Raw genomic sequence first — 16,220 nt, forward strand, 5'->3', positions numbered from 1 at the left:
AAAGATATATGTACAATTTTTATTTTGGTGGAAACTTTTCACCAACAAAAACAATCAACGTCTGAACGCAAAATTTTTTCAGAAGCAGCTGCTTTAGGCGAGGCGCTTAACCGCCGAGTGTAGAAAGTAGCGCTGAAAAAACTTTCATGTGTTCAGACCTCAGGCTTCGCCTTCCGGTCTACCGACTTAAAATACTGGTGTTTATGATGGATTGAATCTTTTTCTGATTAACTTGATCAAACTTATTGCTAAATTTATAAAGCTTCTCGATTGTTAAAGCATTCATTTCAGACAAACTCGGCTCAGGAAGATTATTAAATGGTTTAATAGAAGTGAACACATAACATTTAGTATATTTTTTGATTCCATATATAGACAATTTATCTAAAATATATTGAGTATACTTCTGAGAATCAGAACTATGTAAAACAGACCATTCATCTTTATATGAAGTTTCCTGCAGCGCCTGTTCTTTGAGCGCTTCTATAGCTTCTGTAGGTATGTCTATTTCTTCATATCCTTGTTTGAAAGTGTATCTATATTCCATATGATAAGAAATACATTCTCGCTTTTTAAAATTAGTAAGAGTAGTATATAAAGTTTTACTCAATAAATTGTTCAATTTATTAAAAAAATATCTATAAGTTGAAAGTGAAAGGTTAGTTGTATTTACACAATCTAAGTAATACTTTGGACGCGTGAATCTGCAACTGGTCATACCCAACTCCTCAAATAGTTCTGAAAGAGAATATTTATGGTTGAGTTCTAACGTAGTTAAATTGGCATAAATCATAGAATTGTATTTACCCTGAGGATAATATTCTCTTGGTGTTGCTATTCTTTTTTTACATTTTTTCCTGGGTTTTGTGACAGGTTCAGGAAAAATGTCAGTAATAATAATTCTGTTGGAACCAGGCACCTTATCCCATGAAAAATATTTCTTCATCTCATTGACTCTGACAACATATCTGTTTCCGGCAGGCATCTTCTGACCAGTAAGAGCTACTGACAGTTCCTGCATATTTTTAAATTCTTGACCTGGTAAAATTTTTGTAGTGTCAATCAACTTTCTTACCCCCTATATAATGGTTTTATTTGAGTATATGGATCAAATTTCTTTTGTAAGAGGCTCACTGTAAAGTTGTAAGCCTCTCACTATAGAATCAAAATTTACTTGCATATTTCATAATACTGAGCAGACAGCTTTTCGATGTCTGGACCGAAGATTACACATGCTATTTCAGCTAGATCATTGAACATACCAATGTGCTCTATGTAATCTAAACGGTTCTGTAGCTTAGGTTTATGTGTCTCATTGTAATGTTCAAGCTGTACTTTAGTATTCATATGAAACTTATTGTCGAACTCTCTGTAGAGGAATGGCCAACGTGTATGAGGACTTCCTCCGAAGCGTACAATTCTATTGAGGATCTGACGTTTATCTGCTAATGGAATGTCTGATGTAAGATTACGAATGATGTCTTCCTGATGTGAAATAGTGTGATTCTGCTGCTGAATTGTATTGTTCTGTTGCTGGATAGTATCAAGAGTAGTTTTAAAAAGAAGTCGAGTGTTCTGATCTGCAAATGGAAGATAGGTGTCTAGGAAAAGATCGGATTGTGATGGGTTAACATAGCCCCCTGTCTTACGGATAGAGGGGAGTACTTCTGAAGTAACCCAATGCTTGAACTCTTTTGCTGATGGGAGCTTGCTGCTGAGAATAAGGGAGTAGAGACCGGATTCGTTGATCCAAACGGGATGTTGAGTTCTTCCAAAACTGTCTATAATAGATGGGGCGTCTCCGGGACGGGTCATCTTATCTTCATCAGAAATATTCTTTCTAATAGCTTGTGTGGTATCTGAATATCCCAATGCTACAGCTACATCCTTACCTACGAACCATGGTTCCCCTGAGATTTCAACAGTTCTCAGCTCACCAAATTCTGGATGATTGAACACTGTTGGGGCTTCTGTTGGCGTAGACGCTTCTGAAAGATGATTTATAAACCAGTTTAGATGTTCTTTGGTAGGGTCTATTTCTTTGAAACCTGCGTAGTTAATGATGATAAGTTTACGGGAATTAAAAATAGTATGATCGGTATTTTCAGGTGAAACATGGTATTTTATAGCTCGCCAGGTGTCTTTGTAACCACAGATAGCTGCAACATCTTTACCGATGAACCATGTGGTGCCTTCAATGATAGAGTATCTGAGAGGGATTGAAATTGAATCATTAGTGTGGTATAGTAATGTGTGGGTATTAGTAAAAGTCTTCATATAAAATACTCCTTATGATTTATAAACTTGTTTACGGGTTAAAGCTTCAAGCTCATCATAGTCATACTCAGTTAAGTGGGAATCTGTAGTATTGATCAGGAACTCGTTGGGTTCGAAAGATGAGAGAAGTGAGTCTAAGAGTAGAAGAGTGTTTTGTACACCTAGATTGTAGCCTTTTACTGCATCTGGAGGTGCAGTAGATAGAATGGCTGATTTGTGAGAATCAAGTTGTTTCTGGAGTTCTTGAGTAAGATTGACTCCAATAAAAGTAATGTCGTTCATATGTGCCTCCTGTGATTTCTATCCCTTTCGGGATAAGTGTATTATAGCACTGACTACGAAAAATGTCAACAGAATTTTACAAACTTGTTTAGAAAAATAAAAACAGGTGAATCAGGAAAACATATATAATAAGGAAGAAACTCTGATCTGGAAATCGAGTGAGAGAGATGTGATGATCGGAGAAACTGGGAACATGGATCCGAAATCTGAACTTGGTGTCAAAAAAGCTCTGCATCCCCGGAAAACACTGCGTTTTCAAGGCTTTCAGGGCATAAGTACCCCCGGTCTAAAACGTGCGAAAATGCTTATTTTCAAACCTTTAGTGGGCAGATATGAACAGTTTGGGCTGATTTTGGTTGTTTCTGACTGAAATAGTAGGAATGCTATGAATTGTGCAATGGTAAGATGTATCGTTTTACAAACGCCCCGTTTTTAAGGCTTTAAAGTGTTAAAGTGGATAGCCCTAGTATACTTTAATAAATCAGTGTTATACATCCGTACCGTAGCAAAATTTTACAGTATTGAAATTTTACAATTGAAAAATTTTGCAGTGATAATACTATAGAATTTTATAGTACTAAAGTAATCAGAATATTCGTACAATATAATGAATTGTATTGAATTGTGTCTGGTTTCTTTGCTCGAACCATAGTGTTTTTAAGATTGCGAATACAATTTTGCTTTAAAACTCAATGTTTCTGACAATTGTTTTCTTTTGCAGTAAATTAACTAACAATTCTTGCTAGAAGTTTAATTATATATACAACTCAACAAATTGAATAGAAAAGAGGCTATAATTTATGTCAAATTATGAATATAACAAGAAATATGCTAAAGAATGGGACAAAAAGAACATGAAAAACGTTGGTGTCAGTTTACGAATTGAACAATATGAAAAACTCAAAAAATATTGTGATTCTAACAATATTGCAGTATCAGCTTTTATTAAATCACGTATTGCAGATATAATTGATTAAACTTTATTGATTAACACTCTATTCTAAATATTTAATCTATTCTAAATATTCATTCTATTCTGAATATTCATATGTATTACACTATGTATATAAGTACATACAGTAATACGTATTACACTTTGTATGCAGACTGTCTGATCCTGACGACCTTTATTTTTCGCTTTAATAGGAAGTAATTTTTCACGAAAAAACTTTTTTTCATGCAATTTTCCCAGTGTTTATGCTGGTTTGCGAACTTTTGTAAACGTGTAAATAAAAATATTTTTAAAAAAGCTATTGACAAACTACCTTGAGAGTAGTATGATAAGCGTGTCGATAAGGAAAGGCGGTCGGCAAGTTCAAGCGGTGGTTAGGTATCCACTCAAAAATACCTAAAGGAAGAAATAAAACTTTTTTGAAAAAAGTACTTGACAATCTACCTTTAAGGTAGTAAGATAAGTACATCGACAGGAGAAAGGAGTGGTAATTATGATTCGTCCACTATGCAGGACGTAAACACTGCATAGGCACTTGTTAGCAGATAGCAAGAGTCTACTGAAATAAGACACAAATACTATTCAGGCACTTGTTAGCAGATAATAAGCGGTATTTCTAAACCGATATCAATTGAACCATTTCCCGAAGTCTGGGATATCTTGTTAGTGGACTCGAACGGCTTCCGCTTTTATAGGGGGGAAAGAAGGTTTCGACAGCAAGAGATGACAGGGTAGGGGATAAAAAATCATCTTGTGAAGATGCAGGATGGAGTCAGCAGGTGGGCTATGACTAACATTTCAGTACGGTACGCAACTATAAACAACTTTGTAAATCATTTTTATTGTGATTCCCGATAATATGCCTCTGTTTTAACAGACACGTTGGTTTCCGACGTGTTACGGTATGATTTACAATTTGCTCATTCAGACATAACCTGCGCAGGGTATACAGTGCAAAGCGCACACCTTGCAAAAATGGTTGACGTCTTTATTGATTCTATCCGTATCTAAGGCGGAAGGTCTAGCACTATAGATATAGCTATCAGTAGGTGCAAGTCCTGCAAGTGCTATAAACACTTTTGTAAAGTGCGCAAAAATATTTTAAATTCAGGAGGAAGATACTATGTTAAAATCAGCTTTAATTATCAATGCTTTAGAAATGCCAGCAAACTGCCATGAGGACGTAAAAGCGCAGGTGAAAGACCTCGTAACATTCAAAACTATGACCGCAGAAAAACAGCGGATTCTTGCTACTAAGTTAGGCACTAAGAAACTGTCAGACCTTATTTCAGAGGGTGAAAAACTCTATCCAGGCAAGGACTGGGCTGAGTACTCAGATATTGAAATGTCAACAGCTTTCGCAGGCTGGACTGAAAAAGCCACTGACCTGCGTGAAGACTTTATCACTGCCAATAGCAATCTTGAGGCTTGCCAGTGTGACGAAACCACATTCAAGGACTTACCAGACACCGATAAAATCTTTGTTACTCTGATTTGTCATTCAGTAATGCCCAAAATGGGCTTAGACTCTGACTTAGTTCCTGAGTCCCTTGGTAAAACCATTGCTACTTGGTATCAGTCAGGCAAGGGTATGTCTGGACTCAATAAAGCCCTCAGAGACTCATTCCGTACTTTCATTGGTCAGTCTGGTGACTGGTTTGATGGTCTCAAGCTTAAAGCCTCTGATATGGCTGGGTCTGATATTCGCCACTTCATAGCTTCCTTTGAGCGTGGTGCATCCCGTAAAGTGTCACAGAAAAAAGACGGCACTGTAGAAATCGGTGAGTTCGACTATAAAGAGGACTTCAGTCAGCGTGTAGTTGCTAATAAAGTTACTGATTTACTGACAGTCTACCTGCTGTCAAGAGCTGATAAAGTCGAAGTTGTAGCATAAACAAGTTTATAAATCATGAGCTTATACTCTGCCTATGACTTCGGTCATAGGTAGGAATAAGAACATGATAGGGTCATGCTCTAGCCTTAAAAAGAGCAATAGGAGGAAAAACTATGAACCGTAAAGAATTAAAAGCTCGCATTGCATCTTGTGAGCAACTCATCAACGAGGCAATTTTCTGTCAAGACGCAGAAACCGTTTACCACTACATGAAAGTAGTGGAAGGTCTGAAAAAAGACCTCGCAGCTAGTAAACCAGTATACCCAGAACATCTCTATGTTCGTTTGGGTGACCTTGTGAATCTGGAGGTGCAACATGTATAACATTAGAACCATGAAAAATCCAGAAAAGCACTATGGGCTTACTTTCCCTAAAGGTGCTTTGTTTATTAGAGGTCAAGGCAAACGCTTTGTCCTCTGCCGACAGATTAAACAGTACCCGTTTGTGGTATATATGTCTGTTATGGACAACACTGGTTTTATTCAGTGGAAAAAAGCTAAAATTTCCCCTAGCACACATGTACTAGCAAAGGAAATCGTAGATTATGTCCAGAAAAACGGGCTATATCTGCGCAAGGAAATGACTCCACAGCAGCTTGTAGGTCTTACTTCCTGTCTCCCAAAGGAACGCAAAGTAGGCTGGGAGTTCCGTCAGCATAGTCATATTTCAGGGGCTATCAATGACATGGAAGTTACTTTCCATGAATGTTACTGGAGTACAGGCAAGAATAAACCGCAAATGGCTTACAAGCCAAAAGGAACTAAAATCAGTCCATACGAAAAGAGGAGGTGAAAAAGTATGCTGAAAAACTTTAAAAGAGGTCTGATAGGGTATCAGGACCTGTGCAAGGCAATTGCACAGTTAAAATCAAACCCAGATTATGTCTGGACAGAAGAAGACTTGGAAGCTCTTGAATATGTAGGTGAGGATTATCTCCAGCGGAGGTGATTCTATGATTTACAATTCTTGGACTACCCAACGCAAAGCAAGGGCAGTCAAGCAAATGAGCGATTATTTGCTCAAGAACTGTTACCCCAGCTATACAACATGGCGAAAATACTGTCCATATTGGAAGCAAGGGAAGACGGAAACGGAATACTTTGAGGACATCCTAGAGTTTGTTTCTCAACAAGGCAATTTTGAAAATGCACTTTTTGTATTCTACTGCTTAGTTGCCTAAGCAGATGCTCTATTTCTACGAGGAGTAGACAAGGCAAGGTCAAACCTTGATAGAGCATTATTCAATGAGTTATGCCACTCTAAAAGGCAGGAGGAAAAATTATGACAAAGATCTACACAAGAATCATCAACAAGAAAATTACATCAGTAGAGCTGAAATCTGTTTTAGGCAGAGAACTCTACATCTGTAACAATGGAAACTGGACAGATGTTCTCAACGAATTTTCTTTCAGCTACACACCAGAACAGTTCTGCCAGTATATTGCCGACTATGAAGCATGGGCGGAACTCAACAATGTCTATGTAGAAATTCTGGAAGGTAAAGCAAAGCACAGGGAAATCATCAACCTTGTTAAAGAAAAACTGACAGAATTCTTTAGCGAATATGATTACACCTTCTTTCCTAAGTTCTACAAAACTCTTTCCGCAAAGGAAAAGAAAGCAGCTGTACTGATTCTCAGTCACAGTGAATTGTTTGACTATGGATGTATTCCAGTAATGTATCCAAGCACAAACGAACTCTCTCTTCTCTGGAAAGGAAATAAGAAGCTTAAAAAATGTCTGTTCGTTCCTATCAAGGGACCGGATTATGAACTCACTGTAAACATGTTCACAGGCGAAGTAGTAGATTATATGGACATGGACATTATAGAAGAAAATTTCTAGGAGGAAATCATTATGAACAAGGCAGATAAAATCAAACGGAAACTCATAAGGGAAGTAGTAATCCCTTCATTGATAGGAGTGTTAATAGCACTCCTTTTTTTATTGGCTGTAGTGAAGCCTACAGGAGCAAGCGAAGACAGTACCCGTCCAATGACAGGCACAGTCTATTTTGTTTCTGGACATAGTGTATCCATTGTATCACCTGATAAGCGCACCTGGAGCTACAAAGGAAAAGGTTTCTCTGTTGGAGACACAGTATCTTGTGTTGTGTCTAATAATGGCACATCCAAAACAGTAGATGATTATATCAAATCGGCTGTTGTGAGCGAAGGACAACCAATAGAAATAGAAGCAGCTGAAGAAGGGGCTTTAGTCCACTTTGCAAGCGAAACGTATTATTTAGAAAGAAGGTATTAATTATGACATTAAGTATATTCTATAAGCAATTTTCAGGAAACGATTCATTTGAAACTCCGGAAGATAGACAGTCAATCTATCTTGATAAGCTGGAATCCGAACATCCAGGAATCTTTTGCACAATGGAGTCTGCTATTTTTGGATCCTTTAATGATGAAGGATTTTATGCAACTTCGGTACTACAGTCTCATACTGGTTATGTTGTAACCAATAAAACTTCTTGTGGAGCAATAGCTCTGTTTTACTCTGGAGCAATGGAACGCTTCGCTCAACTTATTGGAAACTTCTTTGTCATTCCATCTTCAACAGAAGAAGTGATTCTCATGCCTGAAGGCGATCCTACAAGAATTAATAAGATGATTCGAGGAACAAATGCTTACGTAGAAGATAACTTGGTTTTAGACAATCATGCATACTTCTTTAACAAGGAAACCGGTACATTGAAGCCTGTAGTATCTCTGAGTGATTCTATAGCAGAGAGGAGATTAGCATGACATATAAATACACAACTGTAAGAATACAACGGAAAGAGGCTCTTTTGGGTTACACAGTACCTAAAGGAGCCTTATTTATTAGAGGCAATGGACTTCAGTTTATCTGCACAGAGAGACCTAAAGATCCTATGAATATTCCTGTGTTAATGTTTCAGAATGGAAATTGGCACAGAATTTCAGTGTCTGTTATGTATAGCTATCTTGCAAGAGAGATAGTGAATTTTATCTAAAGGAGGAGTTCTGTTATGAATAACGTATACACGATACAAGAGATTATGACTTTGAAATTCTGTGAGTTGTCCAATGTAGTGTATGAAGCTATCTTAGCAGAACTCACAAAGCAATACCAAGGTATTATTGATAGACTGTTGCCTATCTTTGATAAGGCACCTGTATATCAGTTAGACCAGTATGTAGATATCTATAAATTTATAGTAGTTATATAAGATATATAAGAAAGGAAATAAAAATCATGAAGAAATTATTAGCAGTAGTATTAACAACTATGATGATAACAACCCCAGTATCAGCAGCTCCAACAACAGATGGAGAATACAAAGACCTATATCCTCTGACAGGAATAGTAACAGAGGTTGAGCACATGGAAGATACTGATCTGATTACTATGACAACTGCCAATGGAAATCAGTTCTCTTGGTACGCTGACGCAGAAGACTGTTGGTCTATTAATGACCTTGCTTCATGCATCATGGAGTCCAACGGAACCGAGATTGTCTATGATGATGAAATTGTAGACGCACACTATGCAGGTGGGCTTAAACAATTTGCTCGGTATGCAAGGGAGGACTAATCATGAAATATAAACTTAGAATCTATTTCAAAACAGGTTCCAACAAAGGAAATCTAAGGAAAGAAGAGTTCTTTCCTACAAAGGAACTGATGCAGGAAAGATATGAGGAACTGTTTAATTCTAAAGACTATGCTCTTAATCCTACAACATGGGAGTTGATAGGAGATGAGTGGCTGAGAATTTTTTAAAGTAGAAAATAAAATATACTGCATAAGCAGTATATTTAAGCATCTTGAATTACTCAAAAAGGGGTAGCATGAAATCTAGGGCTACCCGTTTTCCTCCAAGATGTTTAACTATGCTGCTTAGAAAGGAAACAATATGTTAAAGAAAGTAACCAGAAGAGAAGCACAAAAAGCACTTGTTGCAGGGAATCCTGTATATTTGCTTCCGAATAGAATGCAAGTGAATTCACCTTGGGCGCATCCATTCAAAGTGAAGACCCCTATGTCAGAAGAGAAATTTAATCGTCTGATAATGAAATATGAACATGCTTGTTGCACTGTAGATACAGGAACCGGAAGTTTCTGTTATATAGATACTTGACAAGGGAACAGATGTTTGCTATGATTCGATTAGGAGGTAAACATGAAAATAATTTATACAACATTAATAGGACTGGGCTATGTGTCCAAAGAGTCAAATAATAAATATACTGTAGAATTTCTACATGGAAATTATATTTTTGACTTTCCTAAAAAAATAGTAGAACCATTATTGGTTCATAATACTCTTTATGAAGCGATTTTGCGCAGGAAAGGAGAATGGAAATGAGACATATTTATGTAAAGACACCAAATGGTCTAGGTAAATTAAATTTTTATGACGGATCATTATGGCACTCTCATTACATAGTAGACCATTATAAACATGATCCAAAGTTTTACTCTGGATACTATGAAGGAAGATATATAACTAACGCATCTTGCTATAGCAAAAGAGATATCAAATACCTCAGGAAGAGACCGCTGATTGATCTGATCACCAAGAGAAAGGAATGACTATGCAGAACATATATGTATATAATCGTAAAGATAAAATAGGAAAGCTGATATGGTATAGGGGTATAGTCTTTTACCCTTATGTAGTCACTCATAGTCATTCCTACAATAGAATGTTTTTATATAGTGGCTCAATTGATGATAGAATTGTTGTAGACTGTACGGTTTACAGAAAAGAGGCAAGGCAAATGATAGTATACAAAATAAATGTCCTGCAAGAGTTGAAGCACAAAGGATATTCAACTTATGTCTTGCGGAGAGATAGAATCATGGGAGAAGCTCAGATACAAAAGATTCGGCAGGGTGAACTTGCTAGTAAAGAAACTCTCAATACAATCTGTCGATTATTGCAGATACAGCCCGGAGACTTGCTTGAATATGTGGAGGAGATATAGATGTTAGGAGAATACATTAAAGACCCATTTTATGGGTTAGGCAAAGTTATAAAATTCAGACCTGGCAGTAGTGAACTTGTGTACTTTTTCAAAGCAAATGATAACCTACATGATGGTGCAATAGAGCCAGGTTCCTGTCCAGGCAACCATGGTTGGTGGTTTGGTTCTGACGACATTAAAAGAATGAAGTACCTTCCTCCGCTAGCATCATTAATAGAGAGGAGGCAACAATGAAAATAGGTGATATAGTATGGCGAAGCAATTCTGGTATGGGAAGAATAGTAGATATTAGATCTTCCCCAGCGCCATATCTAGTTTATTTTTATAAAGAAAATAACCGTTTGCATAATGGCAACGATAGAGGCTCAGATTACCACTATTGGTGGAGCTATGCTGAAGACCTGAAACTTATTTCATCTGTCCGTACACTAATAGAAAGGAGGCAACATGGTTGATTTAAGGAAGAAGCTCCGGTCTGGAATGATAGCTGTCACACCAGCAGGAAGCTATCTTGTTCTTACCGATTGCGAGACAGCGAATTATGGCAGTCAAGATTTTTGTATTATTGGACCTGATGGTTTTATGATAGGCAGTAATTACGATGAAAATTTGAGCACTATTCGTGGCATTTGCTCTATAAAAGCTCTATATAAGTCAACTGTAAATGGACTTACTTATGAAATGAAATACAAAGATAAAGATTTAATTTGGACAAAGGATCCAAAAAATCTTAAAGAATTAATCATATCAAGGAGGTTTTCAAAATGAAGACAGCAAAGGAAAGACTCTACAGAGTTGATTATGCCGAGGAAAAACTCGGTGACACAGTAACTAAGGAGATGATGAATACCAGTGAGTATGAAAAAGGCTACGGAATCATTCAAGCCCTTGAATCATGCGAAACAGACGGAGAACTTGACATATTAGATGAAGTTCTGACTGCTTTATGTGGTCATGGTATTGAGTATCTCACCAACTTAGTAGAATGTGACTGCTAAACTATGAAATAAAATTAGAGCTGTGAAAACAGCTCTTTTTTATTATATAAAAAAGAAAAGAGGAAAACAAAATGGAAAACATCGTTTACAACACAGTTATGAGCAACTTATTAATCTCTGGTACAAAGGCATGTGCAGTAATTCCAAGGGAATTGATGTCTGTCGATCCAGCTTACCAGCGGCTGGAAACACGAAATCATAGAAAAATTAAAGCAATGCATGACAATTTTGATCATATGATTATGGATGCATTATTAGTAGTGCCACATCCAGAAGAGTGCACTTTTTCTATTGTAGACGGTTATGGTCGTTTTATTGCATCAGAAGGTATTTTAGATAAACTCGAATGTGTTGTTATTACTTCAGCCCCATCTGATCCAGATGAGAGAAGACATTTCGAAGCAAGTATCTTTACAAGACAGAGCTTGTATACTGAAAAAGTTACTCCGCTGCAGATGCATAAGGCAAATCTTATCTTAGGTGAACCGAATGCTGTAGCGTTGCAGGAAGTGGTTGATGAATATAATTTAAGCATTGCAGAAGACAAAGGGGTAAGAAAACCAGGAACTATTGGTAGTTACACATCCGCTTACAGGATAATTAAAGCAAAAGGTAAGATAGCTTATGAAAGTATTATATCTACTTGTTGTAAAGCTGGTTATAACTTATCAGGAGATGGATTATGTGACAAGATAATTAGGAACTTATATAAAATTTATTGCTTCTACGGAGATATTGGATTAGTAAAAGTATTGCCTATTATGAGAGGAACTGAGCCAAGTACACTTAAAGCAAAAGGAATAGCTGCTTATCCAGAAAGAGTTGAATTAAGTCTTGCTCTCTACCTGCAGGACTATCTTGTATCTCTTGGTGAACCAAAACAGTTTAACGAGAAAAGAAAGAAAATTTCTTAAACAAGTTTGTAAAAAGTATTGACAAGTTTTACAAACTGGTTTATAATGCAGTTACAGTTAAGAAAGGAGAAAACAAATGGCAACACTTATTAGTTTATATAAAGATAACAGAATCACTTCATCAGAGGTAGAATCTAAGGACATTGATATTGTCCTTGGATTCCTCTTCAAAAACTATGTCTTAGGAGAAGACATCACAGAGAACTTTGACTCAAAGTTTCTCTACATTGAGGACAGCAAGTTTAAAATGAAACCTCTAAACAAGAAAATAAAAACATTTTCGCAAGAAAAAGAGGATTCTGTAGAGGTTCTGATTCAGTTTGAGGAGCTCGCTAAGAGCTACGAAGCAGCTTATATCTTTGACCAGTATGAGGTATTCAAGTTTGAAAACGGTGACTATAAAGATCTGGATGAGAGAGATTATAAACTCTCCATCTGTAAGCACTGCGGAAAGATTATTTCTGAACCTTTAGTTAATGACTATTGCCCAGAATGCTTCGTAACCTATGGAGTACAGGAAGTGTTTGAACAGATCCAGTCAGACGACAAAGAGCTGTATACAGAATATGAGACAGTTTCAAAAGTCATGAATACTGTTGAAGCATTCTACGAAAAAATCAAAGACAAGGGAACTTTAGCTGTACAGAAAGCAAGAAAAATTTCTGAGCAATACTTAGGGAAAGAACAGATTCCTGAGGAGCTCTATGAAACAATTTTAGGAGGATTTGTAGCATGAATAAGGAAACAATGAAACAGGGTATGATTAAGGTTCTTAATATGTATGATATCCCTTGGGGTGATTCAGCCATTGACAAAATTATCAACACATGGGCAGACAACAAGGCACCTTTGATTGAGTTATTAAGACATCATCCGAATTGGAATGATGAAAAATGCTATGTGGCATTTGATCAGAACATCAAGGGACAGCCAGACGAGGAGAAAATTTATAATTTCATTAATTGGATGATTATCAAGGGAAGACGCACAGATGCTTTGTTTGCACTGAGAGATTACAGAGAACAGCTTTTGGATGAACGAACAGCTTCTTTAATTAAAGAATGCTATCCTGATATTAAAGGTATTTCAGCAGGTCAGAAAACCTCAAGAGCAGTGAAGAAAATCTGTACACTTATAGGTATTACTTCTAATACCTATTCAGATTTTGAAAAGAGGTATGCCAAATATTCAGATGCAATCAATCCTCTTGACGTTGTTCGGCACACTATCCTGTCAGTTAATCCAGTTGATTATCTGTTGTCCTCCAATGGAAACAGCTGGTCATCCTGTCATACACTTGATAAAAACAATCCTAATGGTTACTCAGGATGCCATTGTTCTGGAACAATGAGTTATCTTCTTGATGGAACTACAATGGTTTACTATCAAGTTGATAAAGAGTATGACGGTAATGACTTAGAATTCGAACCTAAGATCATCCGTCAGTTATTCCATTATAAAGATGGAATCCTTGTACAGGGAAGACTCTACCCTCAATGTAACGATGGCAAAAACTCACTGTATACTCCAATTAGAGCACAGCTTCAGAAAATCATCGCTGATTGTTTAGTGGCTCCTAATCTTTGGAGAAAGAAAGGCGGCACCTCTGCTTGTTGCTCAGTTATTAATTCTGAAGGTACCCACTACAGAGATTATGAGTGCCAGAGTGAGTGCTCAGTAAGTAAAATTATCAAAATGATTCCCAAGGGAAGAGTAGATAATAGGCATATGACAGTTGGACATGATATCTATTGTGTAAAGTGCGGGGATTGGCATGATATGGAAAGTACTCTTCTTTGTGAGGATTGTTATGATAACTATGGCGACAGTGAATCTCATAGATGTTGTGATTGCGGTGATCGCTATGGCGAAGATGAGATGTACCTTATCGACGGAAGTTGGTATTGCTGTAATTGCTCTACTTATTGCGATTGCTGTGATGAAAGAGTGCCCAATAGTTATATCAACTATTATGATGAATTAAATATGCATATCTGTAATGACTGCAGGGATGAAAATTTCACAACATGTGATTGTTGTGATGATTTATGTAGAAACGATGATGTCACATGGGTGGAATCAACCGATGAGTATGTATGTGATCACTGCTTAAGAACAAATTATACATATGTTGAAAGCGAGGATGACTATTTCCTTAACGAAGAAGTTAAAGAATGTAAAGAGTGTGGAAGCCTCTATGTAATTGAAGATGGTGACAAAGGGCTTTGTCCAGACTGCAAAGAAAAGGAGACCGGAGATGAGTAAAAATAAATATAAAATTACAGAATTAGAAGAGATTTTGAGAATGAAACAGATGACTTTAAAGAGTCACCTGGAAGCTAAGTTAGAAGCAGCAGGTTATGAACCTAAATCGGAGGATGGATTCCTCTATGCTAAGGGAACTTTTCCAGTACTTTTAGTTGCTCATATGGATACAGTACATGAAGAATGTGTCCAGAAAATCAAATACACTGGAGCAATCATGTCTTCTCCTCAAGGGATTGGGGGAGACGATCGGTGTGGCATCTACGCTATTCTGCAAATTATTAAAGAGTATCATTGTTCTGTATTGTTTACAGAGGATGAAGAGAAAGGGTGCGTAGGAGCTGAGAAGTTTGCTGTAAGTGACTATATAGTAAACAATGATATAAATTATATCATTGAAATTGATAGAAGAGGGACCAATGACTGTGTATTCTACTCTTGTGATAATCAAGAATTTGAAAAATTCATTGAATCTACTGGTTATTTCAAAACAGCATGGGGTTCTGTGAGTGATATATCAACAATTGCTCCGGCACTCGGTGTAGCAGCAGTCAATTTATCTTCTGGTTATTTCGACGAACACACTACAAGAGAAACAATCAATGTAGAAGCATTACTTTCTACAATTGAAGAAGCGAAAAAGATTCTTGCTTTACCATGCGAGGAACCATTTGAGTACATTGAAGCTGCCTATGGTGGTTATGGAAACTGGTGGAGAGATTATGATGAAGAAGCATCACCTATTAGCACTGATTACACAACAGCTTATACAGATGATTGTACTTATATATTCTCGAAAGAGGAGAAGGCAAAGAAATTCTTCCATATTTATCTTCAGACTTACAGCGGAAATGAAATCTGTTGTGAAATCCTCGCAATAAATGAAATGGAAGCAATTGGTATGGCTTTAAGTCATTATCAGTATTATTCTGCTTGTGACATTATTGATATAAAATCACAGTAAAGGAGGAATGTTTATGCCAAAGTATATGATTGACCTCTAGCCCACTAAGAGGTTTTCATATAAATTACAACTGAATATAGAAAAATTACAACTGAATATGGGTAAAGATTAAAACAAACAACAAAAAACAAATTTCAAACAAGAATAGGAGATTATGATTATGATGAACACAACTATTATTACAAAAATTATGGCAGCACTTGGACAGGACGAGCTTAAAGAACTCATCGGAGCACTTCAGGGAATGGTTGATGCACCAGAGACAGTACAGAAACATTGGGAGCCAACAGAAGGTGAGCAGTACTTCTATCTGTGGGGTACAGGAAAGAAAGACGGTGGAGTATTCACAGCAGAGAACCAGAAAGATGTGATGCGTTTAGCAGTAGGCAACTGCTTCAAGACTGAGGAAGAGAGAGATGCAGCCGCTGAGTATCTGATGATTGTAGCAGAGCTGAAACGCTTCGCTATTGATCACAACGATGAGATCGACTGGGACGATCACTCTCAGAGAAAATACAAACTCTGCTGGAACAGAGAGACAGAGAAAGTTGATTCCACATGGAGCAGAAGAAAAATTACAGATGGTATTTACTTCAGCTCTCATGAGGTAGCAATGGCTGCTGTCGAAGCTGTAGGAGAGGATAGAATCAAAAAGTTCTATCTTCCAGATGCTGAGTAAACAATAAAATAAACAGTTCTCTTGGGGTTCGA

The 16,220-nt window shown here is 37.0% G+C and carries 27 protein-coding genes; 24 read left to right on the top strand and 3 right to left on the bottom strand.

From position 1 onward, the window contains the following. Nucleotides 1-178: 178 nt before the first annotated feature. The 3 genes from ACESZG_RS10530 to ACESZG_RS10540 all read right to left on the bottom strand — a co-directional run bounded on the left by ACESZG_RS10530 (nucleotide 179) and on the right by ACESZG_RS10540 (nucleotide 2,559). Nucleotides 179-1,066: a hypothetical protein gene (locus ACESZG_RS10530; RefSeq protein ID WP_349062394.1), complete on the bottom strand. Its 888-nt coding sequence runs from the start codon at nucleotides 1,064-1,066 to the stop codon at nucleotides 179-181. Nucleotides 1,067-1,170: 104 nt separating this feature from the next. Next, nucleotides 1,171-2,277: a Bro-N domain-containing protein gene (locus ACESZG_RS10535; protein ID WP_373218155.1), complete on the bottom strand. Its 1,107-nt coding sequence runs from the start codon at nucleotides 2,275-2,277 to the stop codon at nucleotides 1,171-1,173. Between the two features lie 12 nt (nucleotides 2,278-2,289). Further along, entirely contained in the window at nucleotides 2,290-2,559 is a 270-nt protein-coding gene (locus tag ACESZG_RS10540; protein ID WP_055053226.1) for a hypothetical protein, read from the bottom strand. A 193-nt stretch (nucleotides 2,560-2,752) separates the two neighbouring features. On the opposite strand from ACESZG_RS10540, the gene ACESZG_RS10545 reads away from it, so the two are divergent. The 24 genes from ACESZG_RS10545 (at nucleotide 2,753) to ACESZG_RS10660 (ending at nucleotide 16,188) form a co-directional block, all read left to right on the top strand. Continuing rightward, nucleotides 2,753-2,929, top strand: a complete 177-nt coding sequence (locus tag ACESZG_RS10545; protein WP_373218157.1) for a hypothetical protein — start codon at nucleotides 2,753-2,755, stop codon at nucleotides 2,927-2,929. A gap of 430 nt (nucleotides 2,930-3,359) precedes the next feature. After that, entirely contained in the window at nucleotides 3,360-3,536 is a 177-nt protein-coding gene (locus ACESZG_RS10550; protein ID WP_349062391.1) for a hypothetical protein, read from the top strand. A 1,098-nt stretch (nucleotides 3,537-4,634) separates the two neighbouring features. Continuing rightward, a complete protein-coding gene (locus tag ACESZG_RS10555) occupies nucleotides 4,635-5,405 on the top strand; it encodes a hypothetical protein (RefSeq protein WP_373218159.1) in 771 nt (256 codons plus the stop codon). Nucleotides 5,406-5,518: 113 nt separating this feature from the next. Beyond that, nucleotides 5,519-5,728 carry a hypothetical protein gene (locus ACESZG_RS10560; RefSeq protein ID WP_373218161.1) on the top strand — a complete coding sequence of 70 codons (210 nt, stop codon included), beginning with the start codon at nucleotides 5,519-5,521 and terminating at the stop codon, nucleotides 5,726-5,728. After that, nucleotides 5,721-6,197: a hypothetical protein gene (locus ACESZG_RS10565; RefSeq protein WP_373218163.1), complete on the top strand. Its 477-nt coding sequence runs from the start codon at nucleotides 5,721-5,723 to the stop codon at nucleotides 6,195-6,197. Before ACESZG_RS10560 ends, ACESZG_RS10565 begins: the two co-directional genes overlap by 8 nt. A gap of 6 nt (nucleotides 6,198-6,203) precedes the next feature. Next, nucleotides 6,204-6,353, top strand: a complete 150-nt coding sequence (locus tag ACESZG_RS10570; protein ID WP_373218165.1) for a hypothetical protein — start codon at nucleotides 6,204-6,206, stop codon at nucleotides 6,351-6,353. A 333-nt stretch (nucleotides 6,354-6,686) separates the two neighbouring features. Next, on the top strand, nucleotides 6,687-7,250 hold the full coding sequence (locus tag ACESZG_RS10575; RefSeq protein WP_373218166.1) for a hypothetical protein: 564 nt from the start codon (nucleotides 6,687-6,689) through the stop codon (nucleotides 7,248-7,250). A gap of 12 nt (nucleotides 7,251-7,262) precedes the next feature. Beyond that, on the top strand, nucleotides 7,263-7,667 hold the full coding sequence (locus tag ACESZG_RS10580) for a hypothetical protein (protein ID WP_373218168.1): 405 nt from the start codon (nucleotides 7,263-7,265) through the stop codon (nucleotides 7,665-7,667). A gap of 2 nt (nucleotides 7,668-7,669) precedes the next feature. Beyond that, nucleotides 7,670-8,161: a DUF5688 family protein gene (locus tag ACESZG_RS10585; RefSeq protein WP_373218170.1), complete on the top strand. Its 492-nt coding sequence runs from the start codon at nucleotides 7,670-7,672 to the stop codon at nucleotides 8,159-8,161. Then, entirely contained in the window at nucleotides 8,158-8,391 is a 234-nt protein-coding gene (locus ACESZG_RS10590; protein ID WP_055053216.1) for a hypothetical protein, read from the top strand. Before ACESZG_RS10585 ends, ACESZG_RS10590 begins: the two co-directional genes overlap by 4 nt. A gap of 15 nt (nucleotides 8,392-8,406) precedes the next feature. Next, nucleotides 8,407-8,607 carry a hypothetical protein gene (locus ACESZG_RS10595; RefSeq protein ID WP_055053215.1) on the top strand — a complete coding sequence of 67 codons (201 nt, stop codon included), beginning with the start codon at nucleotides 8,407-8,409 and terminating at the stop codon, nucleotides 8,605-8,607. A 26-nt stretch (nucleotides 8,608-8,633) separates the two neighbouring features. Continuing rightward, nucleotides 8,634-8,972 carry a hypothetical protein gene (locus ACESZG_RS10600; RefSeq protein WP_055053214.1) on the top strand — a complete coding sequence of 113 codons (339 nt, stop codon included), beginning with the start codon at nucleotides 8,634-8,636 and terminating at the stop codon, nucleotides 8,970-8,972. Nucleotides 8,973-8,974: 2 nt separating this feature from the next. Next, the gene (locus tag ACESZG_RS10605) at nucleotides 8,975-9,160 is read left to right on the top strand and encodes a hypothetical protein (protein WP_055053213.1); all 186 of its coding nucleotides are present in this window, start codon (nucleotides 8,975-8,977) and stop codon (nucleotides 9,158-9,160) included. Nucleotides 9,161-9,560: 400 nt separating this feature from the next. Next, nucleotides 9,561-9,746: a hypothetical protein gene (locus ACESZG_RS10610; protein ID WP_055053211.1), complete on the top strand. Its 186-nt coding sequence runs from the start codon at nucleotides 9,561-9,563 to the stop codon at nucleotides 9,744-9,746. A gap of 415 nt (nucleotides 9,747-10,161) precedes the next feature. Further along, nucleotides 10,162-10,368 carry a helix-turn-helix transcriptional regulator gene (locus tag ACESZG_RS10615; protein WP_118592943.1) on the top strand — a complete coding sequence of 69 codons (207 nt, stop codon included), beginning with the start codon at nucleotides 10,162-10,164 and terminating at the stop codon, nucleotides 10,366-10,368. Further along, on the top strand, nucleotides 10,369-10,602 hold the full coding sequence (locus ACESZG_RS10620; RefSeq protein WP_373218173.1) for a hypothetical protein: 234 nt from the start codon (nucleotides 10,369-10,371) through the stop codon (nucleotides 10,600-10,602). It begins immediately after the preceding gene. Beyond that, nucleotides 10,599-10,823, top strand: a complete 225-nt coding sequence (locus tag ACESZG_RS10625) for a hypothetical protein (protein WP_373218175.1) — start codon at nucleotides 10,599-10,601, stop codon at nucleotides 10,821-10,823. The genes ACESZG_RS10620 and ACESZG_RS10625 overlap by 4 nt, the downstream gene beginning before the upstream one ends. Continuing rightward, entirely contained in the window at nucleotides 10,816-11,136 is a 321-nt protein-coding gene (locus ACESZG_RS10630; protein ID WP_118592945.1) for a hypothetical protein, read from the top strand. The genes ACESZG_RS10625 and ACESZG_RS10630 overlap by 8 nt, the downstream gene beginning before the upstream one ends. Next, nucleotides 11,133-11,366 (top strand): hypothetical protein, encoded by a 234-nt coding sequence (locus tag ACESZG_RS10635; protein ID WP_055053204.1) that lies wholly within the window; start codon nucleotides 11,133-11,135, stop codon nucleotides 11,364-11,366. The genes ACESZG_RS10630 and ACESZG_RS10635 overlap by 4 nt, the downstream gene beginning before the upstream one ends. A 71-nt stretch (nucleotides 11,367-11,437) precedes the next feature. Beyond that, a complete protein-coding gene (locus ACESZG_RS10640; protein WP_373218178.1) occupies nucleotides 11,438-12,280 on the top strand; it encodes a hypothetical protein in 843 nt (280 codons plus the stop codon). A gap of 76 nt (nucleotides 12,281-12,356) precedes the next feature. Beyond that, a complete protein-coding gene (locus tag ACESZG_RS10645) occupies nucleotides 12,357-13,016 on the top strand; it encodes a hypothetical protein (protein ID WP_373218180.1) in 660 nt (219 codons plus the stop codon). Further along, the gene (locus tag ACESZG_RS10650; protein WP_373218182.1) at nucleotides 13,013-14,545 is read left to right on the top strand and encodes a hypothetical protein; all 1,533 of its coding nucleotides are present in this window, start codon (nucleotides 13,013-13,015) and stop codon (nucleotides 14,543-14,545) included. The genes ACESZG_RS10645 and ACESZG_RS10650 overlap by 4 nt, the downstream gene beginning before the upstream one ends. Next, nucleotides 14,538-15,509: a M28 family peptidase gene (locus ACESZG_RS10655; RefSeq protein ID WP_373218184.1), complete on the top strand. Its 972-nt coding sequence runs from the start codon at nucleotides 14,538-14,540 to the stop codon at nucleotides 15,507-15,509. The genes ACESZG_RS10650 and ACESZG_RS10655 overlap by 8 nt, the downstream gene beginning before the upstream one ends. A gap of 160 nt (nucleotides 15,510-15,669) precedes the next feature. Further along, nucleotides 15,670-16,188 (top strand): hypothetical protein, encoded by a 519-nt coding sequence (locus ACESZG_RS10660; RefSeq protein WP_055053199.1) that lies wholly within the window; start codon nucleotides 15,670-15,672, stop codon nucleotides 16,186-16,188. The last annotated feature ends 32 nt before the right edge of the window (nucleotides 16,189-16,220 follow it).

Source organism: Blautia sp. Marseille-P2398 (genome assembly GCF_964240315.1).
In the GTDB taxonomy this organism is placed as follows: domain Bacteria; phylum Bacillota; class Clostridia; order Lachnospirales; family Lachnospiraceae; genus Blautia_A; species Blautia_A wexlerae.

Bases quoted from the DNA above. Each gene is read 5' to 3' on its own strand.
- ACESZG_RS10625 (WP_373218175.1), top strand. From the start codon at position 10,599: ATGAAAATAGGTGATATAGTATGGCGAAGCAATTCTGGTATGGGAAGA.
- ACESZG_RS10600 (WP_055053214.1), top strand. From the start codon at position 8,634: ATGAAGAAATTATTAGCAGTAGTATTAACAACTATGATGATAACAACC.
- ACESZG_RS10640 (WP_373218178.1), top strand. From the start codon at position 11,438: ATGGAAAACATCGTTTACAACACAGTTATGAGCAACTTATTAATCTCT.
- ACESZG_RS10610 (WP_055053211.1), top strand. From the start codon at position 9,561: ATGAAAATAATTTATACAACATTAATAGGACTGGGCTATGTGTCCAAA.
- ACESZG_RS10555 (WP_373218159.1), top strand. From the start codon at position 4,635: ATGTTAAAATCAGCTTTAATTATCAATGCTTTAGAAATGCCAGCAAAC.
- ACESZG_RS10550 (WP_349062391.1), top strand. From the start codon at position 3,360: ATGTCAAATTATGAATATAACAAGAAATATGCTAAAGAATGGGACAAA.
- ACESZG_RS10565 (WP_373218163.1), top strand. From the start codon at position 5,721: ATGTATAACATTAGAACCATGAAAAATCCAGAAAAGCACTATGGGCTT.
- ACESZG_RS10595 (WP_055053215.1), top strand. From the start codon at position 8,407: ATGAATAACGTATACACGATACAAGAGATTATGACTTTGAAATTCTGT.
- ACESZG_RS10570 (WP_373218165.1), top strand. From the start codon at position 6,204: ATGCTGAAAAACTTTAAAAGAGGTCTGATAGGGTATCAGGACCTGTGC.
- ACESZG_RS10660 (WP_055053199.1), top strand. From the start codon at position 15,670: ATGATGAACACAACTATTATTACAAAAATTATGGCAGCACTTGGACAG.
- ACESZG_RS10635 (WP_055053204.1), top strand. From the start codon at position 11,133: ATGAAGACAGCAAAGGAAAGACTCTACAGAGTTGATTATGCCGAGGAA.
- ACESZG_RS10540 (WP_055053226.1), bottom strand. From the start codon at position 2,559: ATGAACGACATTACTTTTATTGGAGTCAATCTTACTCAAGAACTCCAG.
- ACESZG_RS10590 (WP_055053216.1), top strand. From the start codon at position 8,158: ATGACATATAAATACACAACTGTAAGAATACAACGGAAAGAGGCTCTT.
- ACESZG_RS10615 (WP_118592943.1), top strand. From the start codon at position 10,162: ATGATAGTATACAAAATAAATGTCCTGCAAGAGTTGAAGCACAAAGGA.
- ACESZG_RS10630 (WP_118592945.1), top strand. From the start codon at position 10,816: ATGGTTGATTTAAGGAAGAAGCTCCGGTCTGGAATGATAGCTGTCACA.
- ACESZG_RS10575 (WP_373218166.1), top strand. From the start codon at position 6,687: ATGACAAAGATCTACACAAGAATCATCAACAAGAAAATTACATCAGTA.
- ACESZG_RS10655 (WP_373218184.1), top strand. From the start codon at position 14,538: ATGAGTAAAAATAAATATAAAATTACAGAATTAGAAGAGATTTTGAGA.
- ACESZG_RS10620 (WP_373218173.1), top strand. From the start codon at position 10,369: ATGTTAGGAGAATACATTAAAGACCCATTTTATGGGTTAGGCAAAGTT.
- ACESZG_RS10580 (WP_373218168.1), top strand. From the start codon at position 7,263: ATGAACAAGGCAGATAAAATCAAACGGAAACTCATAAGGGAAGTAGTA.
- ACESZG_RS10585 (WP_373218170.1), top strand. From the start codon at position 7,670: ATGACATTAAGTATATTCTATAAGCAATTTTCAGGAAACGATTCATTT.
- ACESZG_RS10560 (WP_373218161.1), top strand. From the start codon at position 5,519: ATGAACCGTAAAGAATTAAAAGCTCGCATTGCATCTTGTGAGCAACTC.
- ACESZG_RS10605 (WP_055053213.1), top strand. From the start codon at position 8,975: ATGAAATATAAACTTAGAATCTATTTCAAAACAGGTTCCAACAAAGGA.
- ACESZG_RS10650 (WP_373218182.1), top strand. From the start codon at position 13,013: ATGAATAAGGAAACAATGAAACAGGGTATGATTAAGGTTCTTAATATG.
- ACESZG_RS10645 (WP_373218180.1), top strand. From the start codon at position 12,357: ATGGCAACACTTATTAGTTTATATAAAGATAACAGAATCACTTCATCA.
- ACESZG_RS10545 (WP_373218157.1), top strand. From the start codon at position 2,753: ATGGATCCGAAATCTGAACTTGGTGTCAAAAAAGCTCTGCATCCCCGG.
- ACESZG_RS10535 (WP_373218155.1), bottom strand. From the start codon at position 2,277: ATGAAGACTTTTACTAATACCCACACATTACTATACCACACTAATGAT.